This window comes from Aeromicrobium sp. SORGH_AS_0981 (genome assembly GCF_031453195.1).
In the GTDB taxonomy this organism is placed as follows: Bacteria; Actinomycetota; Actinomycetes; order Propionibacteriales; family Nocardioidaceae; genus Aeromicrobium.
This window is the reverse complement of record NZ_JAVIZD010000001.1, coordinates 386,875-398,791: the sequence shown is the minus strand read 5'-3', so window position 1 is coordinate 398,791 and position 11,917 is coordinate 386,875. Positions and strand designations below refer to the sequence as shown.

The following is an 11,917-nucleotide window of genomic DNA, read 5'->3' as shown; positions in this document are numbered from 1 at the left end:
CGGTGGGGTCGGTGGTCATCGGGACTCCTCCCATGTGGCCCGCAGGCCCACGGTGGTGATGTACGGGTCTCGCTGGGTGCCGGTGTCGGTGTTGATGGCCGACACCTGAGCGTCGGCCGGGACGTCCTTGACCCACTGAGCGATCTGGCCGGCGGTGAGCCTCGCGCGCTTGTCGGTTCGGACGCTGCTCTCGCGTCGGACGGTGACGCTCATCGGGTTGCGCCGTCGGGCTGGTCGACGGTGTCGACGCGGAGCCAGGCGAGGAGGTCCTGCTCGCTGGTGGCGATGTGGTCGACCATCTTGGCCATGAGCTCGGGCTCTTCGCCGTCGCGCGTGAGGATGCAGGTCCGCTTCCCCTTCCCCACGGCCCAGCCGAGCTCGAGGTGGGCGGAGCGTCCGCAGGGCAGGACGAGCACGAAGGCGTCGGCACGCTCCATGGCGTTGAAGTCGCTGTCGTAGCCGGCCTGCGCGATGGGGTGGTCGAGGAGGCGGACGTACTCTTCGGCGCTCCACGCCTGCCAGTTCGGATCGATCTGGGACCAGGAGAAGCCGGTCCCGCCGTCAGGGTTCTTGAAGTCGTAGCAGTCGACGTCGTGGGCCCGGAGCGTCTGGACCACGCTGTCCTGGAGCGGGTTCCTCCAGGAGGAGGCGACGTAGACGTATCGGGCCAGGCGGGCGGCGGCGACCTTGCGGGCGAGTGCGCGGGTCTGGTCGGCAACCAGCTCGGCTGTCCAGTCGAGTGACCAGTCGGTGCGCCAGTGGTCCGGTGCCTCGGGCCAGTAGTCGCCGGAGTGGAGCGTGTCGAAGCCGATCCACTGGTCGCTGCCGAAGGTGAGCTCGCGCGCGCCGCCGAGGAGGTCGTCGAGGTCGAGGCGGTCCTGCACCTCGCTGTAGGACAGGCCGGCGAGGACGTTGCCGGTGGGGATCTTCACGTAGCCGTTGACGGCGCCGAACATGGGCGCGTTGACCGTCGCCCAGGTGATGCCGTCCTCAGTCCCTCCGGCGATCGCTGTCATGCTGACGGGGGCTTCCAGTGTGCTGCTCATCGTTCGTTCCTCTCGGTGGGGTTGGGGCCCGTCCAGGGCCCTGGGTTCGGGTGGTGGGTAGGTAGTCGGCTGGGTCTGGTGGGAGTGGCTCAGGCCCGGGGTCGGCGTACTGCGCGGAGCGCCACTCGTCGTCGTCGTTCACGGCTCGACCGGCTGGAACGCGGTGGCGGGCCGGTGGGGGCAGATGAGGTGTCCGCGCTCGTCGGAGGCGTGCTCGCCGGCCGGGACGCCGCAGGTGCCGCAGGGCGTGTGCTCGGTGACGGTCATCAGTCGAGTCCCAGCACGCGCGCGGCCTGCTCGACGCGGTCCCATCCGGACTGGTCGCCACCGTTCCGGTCCGGGTGTGCGTTCCGTCGAGCGATGCGCAGACGGTTGACGTCCAGTCGATCGCCAGAGAAGTGAGACCACTCCGTCAGTACCTGCTCGGCCTGGTCGCGCGTCATGCCACCCGTGGCGACCGCGCCCGTGCCGGCCTCGAGGGCGAGGAAGCCGCCATACTGCTGGCCGTGGTCGGCGGCGCCGTGCCGGTCGACGGCGCGGAGGTACTCGAGGGTGAGCGCGACGGCGCGGACGTTGTCGCGCCACGGTGGGATGCGGCCCCATGTGCGGGTGTACGCGTCGGCGCGGAAGCGGACGGGTCCGTGCTGGGTGTCGAACGTGACCTCGACGGCGGGCGTGCTGGGCGCCTGGTTGGCCTTGAGGCCGGTCCCGTTGACCTTGAGCTGGCCGGGTAGGACGTCGAGGGCGATGGTGATGAGTCCACCGCGCTCGTCGGAGATCGCGTCGACCTCGGCGCACAGTTTGCTGGCCGTGTCGGACCAGGCGGCGGAGAACAGGCTGTTGCGTCGATCGACGGACGGGCGGAGCCAGTCGCGGTCCTCGAGCGCTGCGTAGGTGATGCGGTCGGTCATGCGGACTCCTGGAACTCGTGTCGGACGGACTCGTGGGCGTTGTCGTTGGCGGCCTTGCAGGCGGACTCTCGGCGGTCGCAGATGGTGCAGCGGGGCTCGGGCGGGCCGACGACCTTGGGTGCGCCGAGGGCCTTCCATGTGCCGATGAACGCGGCCACGAAGGTGGGCGGCTGGACGCGGCAGGTGCGCAGAGCGCAGTCGACCAGGGCCTGGTCGCCGTGGCGGGCGATCAGGTCGGAGATGGTGCGCGTCTGCTCGGCGGTGAGGCTGTCCCAGCGGAGCGCGGAGAGCGCGGAGTAGTGCGCCATGCGGGTGCGGAGCACCGCGAGGTCTCCGGGGAGGTCGTCGGCCTGGCTGCCGCCGCCGCGGGTCTCTGCTGCGGCAGCAGCAGTTTCACCATCACCATCACCATCACCCTCACCATCAACGAGTGGCCCCAACGAGCGCCCCGCGTGCGCACTACGGGCACCCGTCGTGCGCCCCTTGGGCGAACGTGGTTCTGCCCTGGAACCACTGATTTCGACCTCAGCGGGCTTGTTGCAACCGGGCTTGTTGCAGGTGGTGAAGTAGCGCTTGTCGATCCGGTTGTGGATCGCGAGGTTGGGGACGGTCAACCAGCCGTCCTCCCTGTGGATACGTCCACCCGCGGTGAGCTCGTCGAGCAGGTCGTCGACCGAGACGTCGTCGGCCGGGAGGACGCGCATCTTGATCTGGCGGGGACGGTCCTCGAGGTGGCCGTTGTCGCACGCGTAGTTCCACATGCCGATGTAGAGCAGGCGTGCGTGGGCGGACAGCTCGACGATGGCGTCGTCGGTCCAGAAGTCGGGCTTGACGCCTCGGATTTTCGGCATCAGCGGGGGTCCTTCTTGGCGGGGCAGACGTGGATGGTGTGCCAGGGGAAGTCGTCGACCGTCTTCCGCTCGCGGTCGATCGCGAGCGCGTTGCGCAGGCGATCGGTCATCGCGTCCTGGGTGTAGCCGTAGCCGCGGTCGACGATGAGGAAGTCGCCACGCGGTCGCCGGCCCTTGAGTGGGGCGGAGTCGATGGGGACGAACTTCCGGTTCGTGGCGCGCCGGACCCAGGAGATTGGGCGCCGGCAGTGCTTGCACGGGTTGACGTTCACGGGGTGCTCCTCTCGGCGGGACGGAGGGTGATGGCGTGGTGGCGTTCGGTGGTGCGGTCCTCGAACAGGACCCAGACCTCTGCCTTGCGGGGTGCGTCGGCCCAGACCTCGCCCTCGCGGCCGTCAGCGGTCCGCACGCGGGTTCCGGGGGCTGGGGTGGGGTGGTCGGTGGTCATGCGCTGGCGGCCTCTCCGCAGTGCTGGCAGACGTGCCTGACGCCGGCGGCCGCTTCGTAGTCGGCGAACGTGACGCGGGGCGTGGTCGACCAGAACGCGATGAGCTCCTCGGAGGCGTAGGCGCGGGCTCTGGCGTCTGGCCCGTAGAACAGCGAGAAGGCGTCGACGCGTCGCTCCTTCCCCCGGGGGTTGAGGAGGTTGCCGCGGGTCGCTTCCTCGGCGGCCACGAACTGCGCCTCGATGACGTCGCGCCACTCGGTGTTCAGCTCGCGCCACTGCTCGACGGCGGCGGCGAAGGTGGGTGAACGGCTCACTCCTGCTGCACCTCCTCGACGAGGGCGAGCGCGGCGTCGAGCTGCGTCGGGTAGGTGGAGCCGCTGTAGTGGCCACCGGGCCGGGCATGCACCCACCGACGAGACTTGAGCCGGATCGTCTTGCCGACGAGCCTGCCGGCGTGGATGACGTTGCCGCTCTCGGTGATGATCGGTTCGCCTGCCGGGCGACGCTGGGCGGAGAGGTCGGGCGTGAGGTTGAGGTTGCGGTTCATGCGGCGCTCCTCCCTCGGGCCTGGTGTCGCAGCCACATCCGCTCCAGCGCGGCGACGGTCATGCCGAGTCGTGGCGCGAGGACGCGGAACTGCGGTCTGCGGGGCAGGCGACGGTCGAACCCGAGGTGCTCGAGCTCCTCGAGGACGTCGGCGGTCCGGTGCTCGATGCGGACGAGCTCGCCACGCCGCATCGCGCCGGTGTAGCAGCGCCAGCACCGGCCCCGACGCCTCTTGCCGTCGCGGGTGGTGCCGCACTTCTCGCACGCCGGGGCGCTCATGCCGCGAGCCGTCCGGTGAGGCTGACGCCGAGCACCTCGGCGAGCGAGTGGAGCGCGAGTAGGAACGGGATGGCGTTGCCGACCTGCAGGAACTGCGCGGTGCGGCCTCCCTGCCAGGGATGGTCCTCGGGGAAGGTCTGCAAGAGCGTCGCCTCTCGCAGCTCGAGGCGGACGCTCTGGGACGTGTCGACGTCGACAATGCGCCACGACCGGGCCTGGCCGGTGGCGGTCGGCGCCGGGAGGTCGGTCGCACGCTGGTAGCGCTTGGTTCGGCCACCTCCCTGGCGGCTGTTCTGCCCGGTCACGACGTAGCGCGTCCACGACCGGGCCTTCTCGGTGACCGCGAACGACGGTTGATCGGTGGCCCGGAAGTCGCGCGCTCGGTAGTCGACGCCGTTGAGGGTGACCCGGTCGGCGTTGTCGGCACGCCGAGGGAAGCCGACCAGGCCGGGTGGACAGCCGAGAGCCTCGTCCATGCTGACCCACTTCTGCAGGCCCGGGTCGAGGCGCTGCGGTGCACGGGAGTAGTAGCGAGAGTGCGTCGGTGCGGGTGCGCTCACGGTGCGTCGTCGCGAGGCGAGGAGCAGGGCGCGCGGGCGGCTCTGAGGTACCCCGAACTGTTCGGATCGCGCGACCCCGGTCCAGACGTCGTAGCCGTACCGACGCAGCACGATCGCGCACGCCTCCCAAACGGGCAGCACGGTGGGCACCTGCTCCCAGGCGATCGACGTCGGCAGGTAGCGCAGAGCGAAGTGCAGGGGGGTCAGCACGAGTGCCGTCCGCTCGTCGCCGGAGGCGGCGCCGAGCGCGCGCAGCGCCTCCATGTCCAGGTAAAGCTCCTCGTCGATCGCACTCAGCACGTCGACGAGGGCCCTCCTGCCCGCGCCCTTGCCAGCGAGAGAGAACGTCTGGCAGGGCGGGCTGGCGATCTGCAGAGCACGCGCGAACGCGATGCTGTCGGGGTCCGCGTGCTCGAGCGCGTCAAGCACCTCGCCGAGGGTCCAGACGTCGTCGTGGATGGTCGACAGGCCAGCGGCGTCTCGAGTGGCCCGGGCGGCGGGCATGATCTCCACCCCGTGCGCTTCGATGCCGAGCGCGCGGGCAGCAAGGTCCCAGCCGCCCGCGCCTGCGAACAGGTCGAGGGCCTCGCTCACGATGAGGCCACCTTGGTGGCCTGGATGGCGTCGCTGAGGGAGGTGCCGGCGGCCAGGTCGATGTACTCCCAGCCGTCGCGGCCCTTGTGGGTGCGGGCGAGGGCGCGGAGGGCGGCGTCCTCGTTGCCGAAGTAGACGGCGTCGGCGTAGCCCACGCCGGTCTCGTGCTCGCGGTACAGGACGTGCGCCACCTGGCGGCGGCGGCCGGTCGGCTTCTTGTCGTCGGTCTTCGCGGCCTTGGTGCTGGTCGTGGTGTTCGAGCTCATGAGTTGCTCCTGTGGGTGTGGGTGGTGATGGACCATGCGGCGACGGCGATGCCGACGAGCAGGGCGGTGAGGGAGGCGAAGGCGCCGAGCAGCGCCAGGGAGTGGACTCCCGCGGCGGCGACGGTGCAGGTCGCCGGGACGGCCGCGGCGAGCACCGCAACGGCGAGGACGATGACGAGCCACGCGAGGGTGAGCGCGAGGCGCGCGCGACGACGGGCGCTCACGCTCGGATCACCTCGACCTGGCTGTCGGGGTTGAAGTACTGGACGTACCTCGAGGAGCCGACCAGGCCGCGCACGACGATCGCGTCGCGAGGGTTGGTGACGATGGGCCAGAGCCAGGCGTCGGAGTCCCAGGCCCTCGTGGTCACGGATGTGACGCGCGCGGTCGCGATCGACGCGACGCGGATCGTGTCGCCCTCCCGGACCGCGTCCGCGCGGACGGTGACCCACTGGTCGGAGTCGATGCCGTAGCTGCGCGGGCGGCGTGCGGCGTTCCGCTCGCGGGCGAGGTCGACGTAGCGGCGGAAGAGGCGCTTCACGGCAGCACCGCCGCACCGGTGGTCGCGGGGTCGATCTGGGCCAGCGCGTTCGCGTCGATCTGCGCCTTGGCCGCGATGCCCGCAGCGATGGCGGTCTCGAAGCTCATGTGCCCGATGGACCCGTCGCGGTGCCGGACGAGGACGGCGTCGACCGTGGTGTGGTCTACGGCCTCGACGACGTGCAGCTCGACGAGGGTCCCCTCACGCCCCTGCGCGCTCACAGGCGCACCTGGCAGGAGCCGTCGCAGAACACGCTCTCGCCCATGTGCGCGCCGTCGAGCGACTCGTGCCCCTCGCACCGGGCGTCCTCGAGCTCGTCGTAGTAGCCGTACCCGGACAGGTCCGTCATCCAGGTGCGGCCCGGGACGTCCGGGCTGGGGTGGGGCCCGGCGTAGGCGATCATGACGTCCTCGGCCCAGTCGCCGCCGCGGTCGGCGTCGGCGAGGCGCCAGACGGTCACCTTGCCGCCGCGCCCCCTGGCGACCTGGGCCAGCCATTGGGTGTTGGTGAACATGCCCGGGCGGTGGTCGGAGAGCTGGTCGAAGTTGTCCTGCTCTGCCGCGAAGTCCTCGAGCTTCACGCGGTAGATCAGATTGCCCGTGCACTGGTCACAGGCGATGGTGGGCGCCGTGTCGACGGCGAGCTGTCGGTCGCTCATGGGATGCTGCTCCTGTTCGTTGTGTCTGACGGGTCCCGGTCGTGGTAGGCGTGGGACCCGTCGGTCGTTGTGGTGGAACCCGGTGGCGCCGCCGCAGTGGCTGCACCGGCCGTCACCGGGGCTACGTCGCGGGCGGCGGACCGCCGGCCCACCGGTACCTGCGCTGCCACTTCCCGTTGTTGCCGCTGGTCGACGTCGTGCAGGTGTCGAAGCCGCGCACGGTGAGGAACCCGTCGGAGACGGCCCGCGCCCAGAGCGCGGAGTAGCGGCGGGGGTTCATCGCGATGCGACGTCCGGCGACGGTGGCCTCGGTCAGCAGTGGTCGGACGTCGTTCTGGCTGATGTCGTCGAGCGGGCCACGGCGGGCCTGCATGAGCGCCCCGACGAATCGCTGGTAGTCGTCGTCGCCGTGGAACCAGTCGCCCGCGACGGACGCGGCGCGCTCGCGGTGCTCCTGGTCGATCGAGGGGAAGTCGACGGCGGCGGTCATCACGAGCCACCCCGCATCCACGCGTCGAGGTCGTCGCGGTGGATGCGCCAGCGCGAGCCGGGGCTCTTCTGGTACGCCTTCAGCTCGCCCGACTCGCACGCCCGCAGGACGGTGGTGGGGGAGTAGGTCGCGTAGGCGCCGGCCTGCTTGGTCGTGAACCAGATCTGACCGGTCCAGTCGGTGCGCACGGTGGTCATGCCGTCGCCACCTCTCCGCTGGCGGAGTAGAAGCGCTCGACCGGCACGCCGAGCCACTCGGCGACGCAGACGAGCTCGGCGACGTCGAGCGGGACGTCGCCGTGGAACCGCCGCGCCGCGGTGTGCGCGGTGACTCCGAGCGCGCCAGCGAGGTCGTTCTTCCGCTTGCCCTGACGGGCCATCTCGGCCCGCAGTTCGGCTGCCGCGTGGGACGCGGCTGCGGAGCCTGCACTCGCTGCGCTGTGGAACGAAGTCATGCCAATAACCATGGAACGAGTTCGTTCCAGTGTCAAGTATTCGATCCAGATTGTTTACAAACGTTCCACGAGTGTGGGAGCGTGGGCGCATGAGCACAGCAGGAGAGTCCGGCGAGCGCCTGGCCCACGCGTTGATCCAGGTCGTCGAGGCCGCGCGCTGGGAAGCGAAGATCAAGAGCGTGCGCGAGCTCGCGGCGCGGGCCGACATGACGCACACGTCGCTCAACGCGCGCATGTCCGGGCAGGTCGTCTTCAACGCGCGCGACATCGGCGCACTGGCTCACGCGTTCGACATGTCCCCCGTGGAGCTGATCGTGCGAGCGAAGAGGGTCGCCGAAGAGTCGGAGCGCGCGGCTAACGTCTCGTCCATCAGCGACGCCGACCTGGCAGCCCTGCCGTCGGCCGCAGAGCCTCAGCGACGGGACGACGGGACCAGCGAATGACGATCAGCGCCCGGGAGCTCCTCGCCTCCGTGCCCGACGTCGAGGTCCGCTACACGCGCGACCAGGCCGTGCTCAAAGGCCGGAACGCGCAGTGGTACCCGCAGCACCGGATCATCGCCATGCACACCGACCTGCGCGGCAAGCGGTGGCGCTGCTCGATCGTCCACGAGCTCGCCCACGCGATCCTCGACCACCCGGCGCCGTGCGGGAACGACTTCTTCGACCAGCGCGTCGAGATCGAGGCCGACATGCTTGCCGCACTCATCCTGCTCCCCGACCTCGACGTCGTGGCGCGAGAGATCGCGACCACCGCGCACCACGGGCACGCCGCAGCGCACCTCGGGGTCATCTGCGACCTGCTCGACGTGCGACTCGCGACTCTCACGCGCGAGGAACGCGAGCACGTCGACCGGACCGTCTGGTCCATCCACGAGGGGGTCGGTGCCTGATGGCCTGGGCAGAGAAGCTGCCGAGCGGGCGGTACCGCGGCCTATACCGCGACGCCTACGGCAAGCAGCGTTCGGTGGGCACCCGCCCGCACAAGGCGAAGGCGCTGCGCGACGCCGCGGCGAAGGAGGACGAGGTCAGGGCATCGCTCGTCAGGGACGCCGACGCCCACCGTCAGACATGGGGGGAGTGGGAGCCGACGTGGTGGGCCTCGCGCACTGTCGGGGCCGGCACGCTCAAGCGCGACGCCTCGCGACGCGACCAGTACCTGATCCCGAAGTGGGGCGCGGTGCCCCTCGGGCAAATCACCCGTCACGACGTCCGAGCCTGGACCGCCGAGCTGGCGCGCGGCAAGTGGAGCACGAAGCCGCTGTCGAACGCGTCGGTGCAGCGCATCGTGCACCTGTTCTCCGCCTCGCTCGTAGCAGCAGTCGACGCGGAGATCCTGCGGGCCAACCCCGCCGCCCGGCTCAAGCTCCCGACCGTGTCAGCGGCGAAGGACCGGTTCCTCGAGCGCGAGGAGTTCGGCGCGATCCTGGAGAGCCTGCCGTCGATCGACGACCAGCTCGTGGCCATGACGCTCGTGTACACCGGGCTGCGTTTCGGCGAGCTCTCGGCGCTGCGCTGGCGACGGCTCGACCTCGACAGCGGCTGGCTGACGGTCGCCGCCTCCTTCGACGACGCCACCGGGCTGCACGCGCCGTTCCCGAAGGGCAAGAAGTCGCGCAGCGTGCCGATCCCTCCCGGGCTGGTCGAGCAGCTCCGCGCCAAGCGCCTGCGCGACCGGCCGCGACCGCAAGACCTCGTGTTCACCGCGCCGGCCGGCGGCGTGCTGCGCCGCTCGAACTGGGACAACGTCTTCCGCGCCGCGGTCGAGGCGACGAACCTGGGCACAGCGGAGGAGCCGATCGAGGTCGAGCACGTGACGCTGCACGACCTGCGGCACACGTACTGCTCCTGGCTCGCGCAGGCAGGCGTCCCTCTACTCGAGATCGGTCGCCTGGCTGGCCACGTGTCGCCCGCGACTACGCAGCGCTACGCGCACCTGGCCCCGCAGGACGCGAGCCGTGTCCTGGCCGCACTGGGTAGCGCTGCCCCATTTCTGCCCCACGACAGGGGTTCGGAGAGTGGCGGTCTCAGGAGTCTGACGAGGTCAGATGAGGTAGGCCCCGTGGGACTCGAACCCACAACCCGCGGATTAAAAGTCCGCTGCTCTGCCAGTTGAGCTAGAGGCCCTGGCGAGGCCCAGTCTGCCAGCGTCGGGACGGGACGTGGGGCGGGCGCCCCAATCGTGCGAAGCCGGCCCGGCGGGTGAGACGGCGCGTTACCCTGGAGGCACCGTCCCCCGGCGGTCCCCCACCCCTGCCAGCAGTGGAGCTTCTCGTGCTCGAGCCCCTCGACGATCGTCTCCGTGACGACGACGTGCTCGACGAGATCGAGCTGACCAGCCGGCTCATCATCGCCGCGTCCGGGCGCGAGACGCCCATGTCGCAGGCAGAGATCGACGCGTTCCTCGGCCTCGACGTCCACTGACCGGCTGCGCGGGGTCCGGCCGATTGACACCCGGTGAACGCCAGCACCTACAGTTGTCTCGGCTTGAACCGACCCGACAGGAGCCTTGGAGTGCGATTCCGCATCCGTCCGGTGGAGACCACCTTCTACGACCTCTTCGCCGAGTCGGCGTCGCACCTGGTCGACGGGGCCAACCTGCTCGCGCAGGTGCTCGACCCCGACGTCGACCGCACCGCCCTCGCCGAGCAGATGCGCGACGCCGAGCACCAGGCCGACGAGACGACCCACAAGATCGTCAAGCGGGTCAACTCCACGTTCGTGACCCCGTTCGACCGTGAGGACATCTACCGCCTCGCGAGCAGCCTCGACGACGTCATGGACTTCATGGAGGAGACCGTCGACCTCATCGGGCTCTACGAGATCAAGGAGCTGCCCGCGCAGTTCGCCGCGCAGGTCGAGGTGCTCCAGCGCGCCTGCCAGCTCACCGCCGAGGCCATGCCGCGCCTGCGCACCATGAAGGACCTCGAGGAGTACTGGATCGAGATCAACCGGCTCGAGAACCAGGGCGACCGCTCCTACCGACGCATCCTCGCCGACCTGTTCGGCGGCGGCTACAAGTCGCTCGAGGTGCTCAAGCTCAAGGACGTCGTCGACTCCCTGGAGCACGCCATCGACGCGCTCGAGTCGGTCGCCAACACGGTGGAGCAGATCGCCGTCAAGGAGTCCTGAGCCATGGACCTCGTCCTGGCGATGGTGATCGCCGTCGTCGTCATCGCGCTCGTCTTCGACTACACGAACGGGTTCCACGACGCCGCCAACGCGATCGCCACCTCGATCTCCACGCGCGCCCTCACACCGCGCATCGCGCTGGCCATGGCCGCCGTCCTCAACTTCGTCGGCGCGCTGCTCGGCGTCGGAGTCGCGCAGACCATCCAAGGCATCATCGACATCGACTCCCAGGTGTCGTCGGGCGTGTCCATCGACCGCGCCCACGGCCTGACGATCGTGCTGGCCGCGCTCGTCGGCGCCATCACCTGGAACCTCATCACCTGGTACTTCGGCATCCCGTCGTCGTCGTCGCACGCCCTCATCGGAGGCATCGTCGGTGCCGGTGCGGCGTCGTCGACGACCGTCGACTGGGGCACGCTGGTGGAGAAGGTCGCCATCCCGATGGTCGCCTCGCCGCTCATCGGTTTCGTCGGGGCGTTCGCCCTGATGACCGCCATCATGTGGATCTTCCGTCGAGCCAACCCCGGCAAGGTCAGCCGCGGGTTCCGGCACGCGCAGACCGTCTCCGCCGCCGGCATGTCGCTCGGCCACGGCCTGCAGGACGCGCAGAAGACGATGGGCGTCATCGTCCTCGCCCTGGTCGCCGGTGGGTTCGAGGACGGCTCCGACGTGCCCCTGTGGGTCATCGTCGCCGCCGCCTCCGCCATCGCAGCCGGCACCTACTCCGGCGGCTGGCGCATCATGCGCACCCTCGGCCGACGCATCATCGACCTCGACCCGCCCCGCGGGTTCGCCGCCGAGGGCGTGGCCGCGACCGTCCTCTACGTCATGGCCATCGGCCTGCACGCCCCCGTCTCGACCACCCACACGATCACCTCGGCGATCATGGGCTCCGGCGCCACCAAGCGGTTCAGCGCCGTCCGGTGGGGCGTGGCCAAGGGGATCGTCACCGCCTGGATCGTCACCATCCCGGCCGCCGCGGCCGTGGCGGCGGTGTTCTACTTCATCGCCCGCCTCTTCCTGCCCTGAGCGGCCGGCTGGCCGGTGATTCCCAGGTCGACCTGGGAATCGGTGATGAGCACGGCTTGCTCTCCGTGCTCGGCTGAGGAAACCGTGCATAGTGGTCGACGTAGGACTCTGCC

General features: G+C 70.2%; 24 protein-coding genes, 1 tRNA gene and 1 pseudogene. 6 read left to right on the top strand and 20 right to left on the bottom strand.

What is annotated here, in order from left to right:
- Positions 1–15: 15 nt before the first annotated feature.
- The 19 genes from QE370_RS02170 to QE370_RS02080 all read right to left on the bottom strand — a co-directional run bounded on the left by QE370_RS02170 (position 16) and on the right by QE370_RS02080 (position 7,644).
- On the bottom strand, positions 16–213 hold the full coding sequence (locus QE370_RS02170) for a hypothetical protein (RefSeq protein ID WP_309633242.1): 198 nt from the start codon (positions 211–213) through the stop codon (positions 16–18).
- Complete coding sequence (locus tag QE370_RS02165) at positions 210–1,046, bottom strand: hypothetical protein (protein WP_309633241.1); 837 nt, start codon at positions 1,044–1,046, stop codon at positions 210–212. Before QE370_RS02165 ends, QE370_RS02170 begins: the two co-directional genes overlap by 4 nt.
- 138 nt (positions 1,047–1,184) lie before the next feature.
- Positions 1,185–1,313, bottom strand: coding sequence for a hypothetical protein (locus QE370_RS02160; RefSeq protein WP_309633240.1), 129 nt, complete (start codon positions 1,311–1,313; stop codon positions 1,185–1,187).
- On the bottom strand, positions 1,313–1,957 hold the full coding sequence (locus tag QE370_RS02155; protein WP_309633239.1) for a hypothetical protein: 645 nt from the start codon (positions 1,955–1,957) through the stop codon (positions 1,313–1,315). The genes QE370_RS02160 and QE370_RS02155 overlap by 1 nt, the downstream gene beginning before the upstream one ends.
- A complete protein-coding gene (locus tag QE370_RS02150; protein ID WP_309633238.1) occupies positions 1,954–2,808 on the bottom strand; it encodes a hypothetical protein in 855 nt (284 codons plus the stop codon). Before QE370_RS02150 ends, QE370_RS02155 begins: the two co-directional genes overlap by 4 nt.
- Positions 2,808–3,080: a hypothetical protein gene (locus QE370_RS02145; protein WP_309633237.1), complete on the bottom strand. Its 273-nt coding sequence runs from the start codon at positions 3,078–3,080 to the stop codon at positions 2,808–2,810. The genes QE370_RS02150 and QE370_RS02145 overlap by 1 nt, the downstream gene beginning before the upstream one ends.
- Positions 3,077–3,256, bottom strand: a complete 180-nt coding sequence (locus tag QE370_RS02140; RefSeq protein WP_309633236.1) for a hypothetical protein — start codon at positions 3,254–3,256, stop codon at positions 3,077–3,079. The genes QE370_RS02145 and QE370_RS02140 overlap by 4 nt, the downstream gene beginning before the upstream one ends.
- The gene (locus tag QE370_RS02135; protein WP_309633235.1) at positions 3,253–3,570 is read right to left on the bottom strand and encodes a hypothetical protein; all 318 of its coding nucleotides are present in this window, start codon (positions 3,568–3,570) and stop codon (positions 3,253–3,255) included. The genes QE370_RS02140 and QE370_RS02135 overlap by 4 nt, the downstream gene beginning before the upstream one ends.
- Positions 3,567–3,803 (bottom strand): hypothetical protein, encoded by a 237-nt coding sequence (locus QE370_RS02130; protein WP_309633234.1) that lies wholly within the window; start codon positions 3,801–3,803, stop codon positions 3,567–3,569. Before QE370_RS02130 ends, QE370_RS02135 begins: the two co-directional genes overlap by 4 nt.
- The gene (locus tag QE370_RS02125; RefSeq protein WP_309633233.1) at positions 3,800–4,081 is read right to left on the bottom strand and encodes a hypothetical protein; all 282 of its coding nucleotides are present in this window, start codon (positions 4,079–4,081) and stop codon (positions 3,800–3,802) included. The genes QE370_RS02130 and QE370_RS02125 overlap by 4 nt, the downstream gene beginning before the upstream one ends.
- On the bottom strand, positions 4,078–5,235 hold the full coding sequence (locus QE370_RS02120) for a DNA cytosine methyltransferase (protein ID WP_309633232.1): 1,158 nt from the start codon (positions 5,233–5,235) through the stop codon (positions 4,078–4,080). Before QE370_RS02120 ends, QE370_RS02125 begins: the two co-directional genes overlap by 4 nt.
- The gene (locus QE370_RS02115; RefSeq protein ID WP_309633231.1) at positions 5,232–5,501 is read right to left on the bottom strand and encodes a hypothetical protein; all 270 of its coding nucleotides are present in this window, start codon (positions 5,499–5,501) and stop codon (positions 5,232–5,234) included. The genes QE370_RS02120 and QE370_RS02115 overlap by 4 nt, the downstream gene beginning before the upstream one ends.
- A complete protein-coding gene (locus QE370_RS02110) occupies positions 5,498–5,725 on the bottom strand; it encodes a hypothetical protein (RefSeq protein WP_309633230.1) in 228 nt (75 codons plus the stop codon). The genes QE370_RS02115 and QE370_RS02110 overlap by 4 nt, the downstream gene beginning before the upstream one ends.
- Positions 5,722–6,042: a hypothetical protein gene (locus tag QE370_RS02105; RefSeq protein WP_309633229.1), complete on the bottom strand. Its 321-nt coding sequence runs from the start codon at positions 6,040–6,042 to the stop codon at positions 5,722–5,724. The genes QE370_RS02110 and QE370_RS02105 overlap by 4 nt, the downstream gene beginning before the upstream one ends.
- Positions 6,039–6,263, bottom strand: a complete 225-nt coding sequence (locus QE370_RS02100; protein WP_309633228.1) for a hypothetical protein — start codon at positions 6,261–6,263, stop codon at positions 6,039–6,041. Before QE370_RS02100 ends, QE370_RS02105 begins: the two co-directional genes overlap by 4 nt.
- Positions 6,260–6,700 (bottom strand): hypothetical protein, encoded by a 441-nt coding sequence (locus QE370_RS02095; protein ID WP_309633227.1) that lies wholly within the window; start codon positions 6,698–6,700, stop codon positions 6,260–6,262. Before QE370_RS02095 ends, QE370_RS02100 begins: the two co-directional genes overlap by 4 nt.
- A 121-nt stretch (positions 6,701–6,821) precedes the next feature.
- Positions 6,822–7,190 (bottom strand): hypothetical protein, encoded by a 369-nt coding sequence (locus QE370_RS02090; RefSeq protein WP_309633226.1) that lies wholly within the window; start codon positions 7,188–7,190, stop codon positions 6,822–6,824.
- A complete protein-coding gene (locus tag QE370_RS02085; protein WP_309633225.1) occupies positions 7,190–7,387 on the bottom strand; it encodes a helix-turn-helix domain-containing protein in 198 nt (65 codons plus the stop codon). The genes QE370_RS02090 and QE370_RS02085 overlap by 1 nt, the downstream gene beginning before the upstream one ends.
- Entirely contained in the window at positions 7,384–7,644 is a 261-nt protein-coding gene (locus tag QE370_RS02080; RefSeq protein WP_309633224.1) for a helix-turn-helix transcriptional regulator, read from the bottom strand. The genes QE370_RS02085 and QE370_RS02080 overlap by 4 nt, the downstream gene beginning before the upstream one ends.
- Before the next feature lie 89 nt (positions 7,645–7,733).
- Between QE370_RS02080 and QE370_RS02075 the strand changes: the two genes are divergently transcribed.
- The 3 genes and pseudogenes from QE370_RS02075 to QE370_RS18120 form a co-directional block, all read left to right on the top strand.
- The gene (locus tag QE370_RS02075; RefSeq protein WP_309633223.1) at positions 7,734–8,087 is read left to right on the top strand and encodes a hypothetical protein; all 354 of its coding nucleotides are present in this window, start codon (positions 7,734–7,736) and stop codon (positions 8,085–8,087) included.
- Positions 8,084–8,536, top strand: coding sequence for an ImmA/IrrE family metallo-endopeptidase (locus QE370_RS02070; RefSeq protein WP_309633222.1), 453 nt, complete (start codon positions 8,084–8,086; stop codon positions 8,534–8,536). Before QE370_RS02075 ends, QE370_RS02070 begins: the two co-directional genes overlap by 4 nt.
- A pseudogene (locus tag QE370_RS18120) lies at positions 8,536–9,528 on the top strand (tyrosine-type recombinase/integrase); the annotation flags it as partial. The gene QE370_RS02070 and the pseudogene QE370_RS18120, both read left to right, overlap by 1 nt.
- Positions 9,529–9,697: 169 nt before the next feature.
- On the opposite strand, the gene QE370_RS02060 reads toward QE370_RS18120, so the two are convergent.
- Positions 9,698–9,770, bottom strand: a tRNA-Lys gene (locus QE370_RS02060).
- Between the two features lie 147 nt (positions 9,771–9,917).
- Here QE370_RS02060 and QE370_RS02055 point away from each other — a divergent pair.
- The 3 genes from QE370_RS02055 (at position 9,918) to QE370_RS02045 (ending at position 11,804) form a co-directional block, all read left to right on the top strand.
- The gene (locus QE370_RS02055) at positions 9,918–10,067 is read left to right on the top strand and encodes a hypothetical protein (RefSeq protein WP_169795973.1); all 150 of its coding nucleotides are present in this window, start codon (positions 9,918–9,920) and stop codon (positions 10,065–10,067) included.
- 90 nt (positions 10,068–10,157) lie between these two features.
- Positions 10,158–10,775: a DUF47 domain-containing protein gene (locus QE370_RS02050; protein WP_067860143.1), complete on the top strand. Its 618-nt coding sequence runs from the start codon at positions 10,158–10,160 to the stop codon at positions 10,773–10,775.
- 3 nt (positions 10,776–10,778) lie between these two features.
- Entirely contained in the window at positions 10,779–11,804 is a 1,026-nt protein-coding gene (locus QE370_RS02045; protein WP_067860141.1) for an inorganic phosphate transporter, read from the top strand.
- Positions 11,805–11,917 lie beyond the last annotated feature (113 nt).

Excerpts from the sequence above, each read along its gene's own strand:
- QE370_RS02155 (WP_309633239.1), bottom strand. The coding sequence starts at position 1,957 with ATGACCGACCGCATCACCTACGCAGCGCTCGAGGACCGCGACTGGCTC.
- QE370_RS02115 (WP_309633231.1), bottom strand. The coding sequence starts at position 5,501 with ATGAGCTCGAACACCACGACCAGCACCAAGGCCGCGAAGACCGACGAC.
- QE370_RS02080 (WP_309633224.1), bottom strand. The coding sequence starts at position 7,644 with ATGACTTCGTTCCACAGCGCAGCGAGTGCAGGCTCCGCAGCCGCGTCC.
- QE370_RS02150 (WP_309633238.1), bottom strand. The coding sequence starts at position 2,808 with ATGCCGAAAATCCGAGGCGTCAAGCCCGACTTCTGGACCGACGACGCC.
- QE370_RS02075 (WP_309633223.1), top strand. The coding sequence starts at position 7,734 with ATGAGCACAGCAGGAGAGTCCGGCGAGCGCCTGGCCCACGCGTTGATC.
- QE370_RS02130 (WP_309633234.1), bottom strand. The coding sequence starts at position 3,803 with ATGAACCGCAACCTCAACCTCACGCCCGACCTCTCCGCCCAGCGTCGC.
- QE370_RS02165 (WP_309633241.1), bottom strand. The coding sequence starts at position 1,046 with ATGAGCAGCACACTGGAAGCCCCCGTCAGCATGACAGCGATCGCCGGA.
- QE370_RS02125 (WP_309633233.1), bottom strand. The coding sequence starts at position 4,081 with ATGAGCGCCCCGGCGTGCGAGAAGTGCGGCACCACCCGCGACGGCAAG.
- QE370_RS02090 (WP_309633226.1), bottom strand. The coding sequence starts at position 7,190 with ATGACCGCCGCCGTCGACTTCCCCTCGATCGACCAGGAGCACCGCGAG.
- QE370_RS02085 (WP_309633225.1), bottom strand. The coding sequence starts at position 7,387 with ATGACCACCGTGCGCACCGACTGGACCGGTCAGATCTGGTTCACGACC.
- QE370_RS02095 (WP_309633227.1), bottom strand. The coding sequence starts at position 6,700 with ATGAGCGACCGACAGCTCGCCGTCGACACGGCGCCCACCATCGCCTGT.
- QE370_RS02160 (WP_309633240.1), bottom strand. The coding sequence starts at position 1,313 with ATGACCGTCACCGAGCACACGCCCTGCGGCACCTGCGGCGTCCCGGCC.
- QE370_RS02140 (WP_309633236.1), bottom strand. The coding sequence starts at position 3,256 with ATGACCACCGACCACCCCACCCCAGCCCCCGGAACCCGCGTGCGGACC.
- QE370_RS02170 (WP_309633242.1), bottom strand. The coding sequence starts at position 213 with ATGAGCGTCACCGTCCGACGCGAGAGCAGCGTCCGAACCGACAAGCGC.
- QE370_RS02070 (WP_309633222.1), top strand. The coding sequence starts at position 8,084 with ATGACGATCAGCGCCCGGGAGCTCCTCGCCTCCGTGCCCGACGTCGAG.
- QE370_RS02045 (WP_067860141.1), top strand. The coding sequence starts at position 10,779 with ATGGACCTCGTCCTGGCGATGGTGATCGCCGTCGTCGTCATCGCGCTC.